Consider the following 247-nt stretch of genomic DNA (forward strand, 5'->3'; position numbering starts at 1 on the left):
CCAGTGGCGTTAGCTTACGTTGTAGAAATGTTTCCAGTAGAGAAAAAAGTTACAACGATAGGGTTTGTTAGTACCGGTTTTTTAGTAGCTGGAATTGCAGGGCAAGTAATAAGTACTGCTGTTAGTCAGCATTTTGGATGGCATATGGTGTTCTTTCTTCTTAGTTTTGTCTATATCATTACTGCTGTATGGGTTCATTATTCTCTTCCGAAAGGGGAAACGTCTCAAGCTTATACGGATATTTTGG

The 247-nt window shown here is 38.9% G+C and carries 1 protein-coding gene; it reads left to right on the forward strand.

What is annotated here, in order from left to right; genetic code table 11:
* The coding region (locus JDS96_RS31380) for an MFS transporter (protein WP_199669181.1) at positions 1–247 on the forward strand (247 nt) is incomplete at both ends.

The organism is Bacillus cereus group sp. N21, assembly GCF_016483395.1.
In the GTDB taxonomy this organism is placed as follows: domain Bacteria; phylum Bacillota; class Bacilli; order Bacillales; family Bacillaceae_G; genus Bacillus_A; species Bacillus_A pseudomycoides.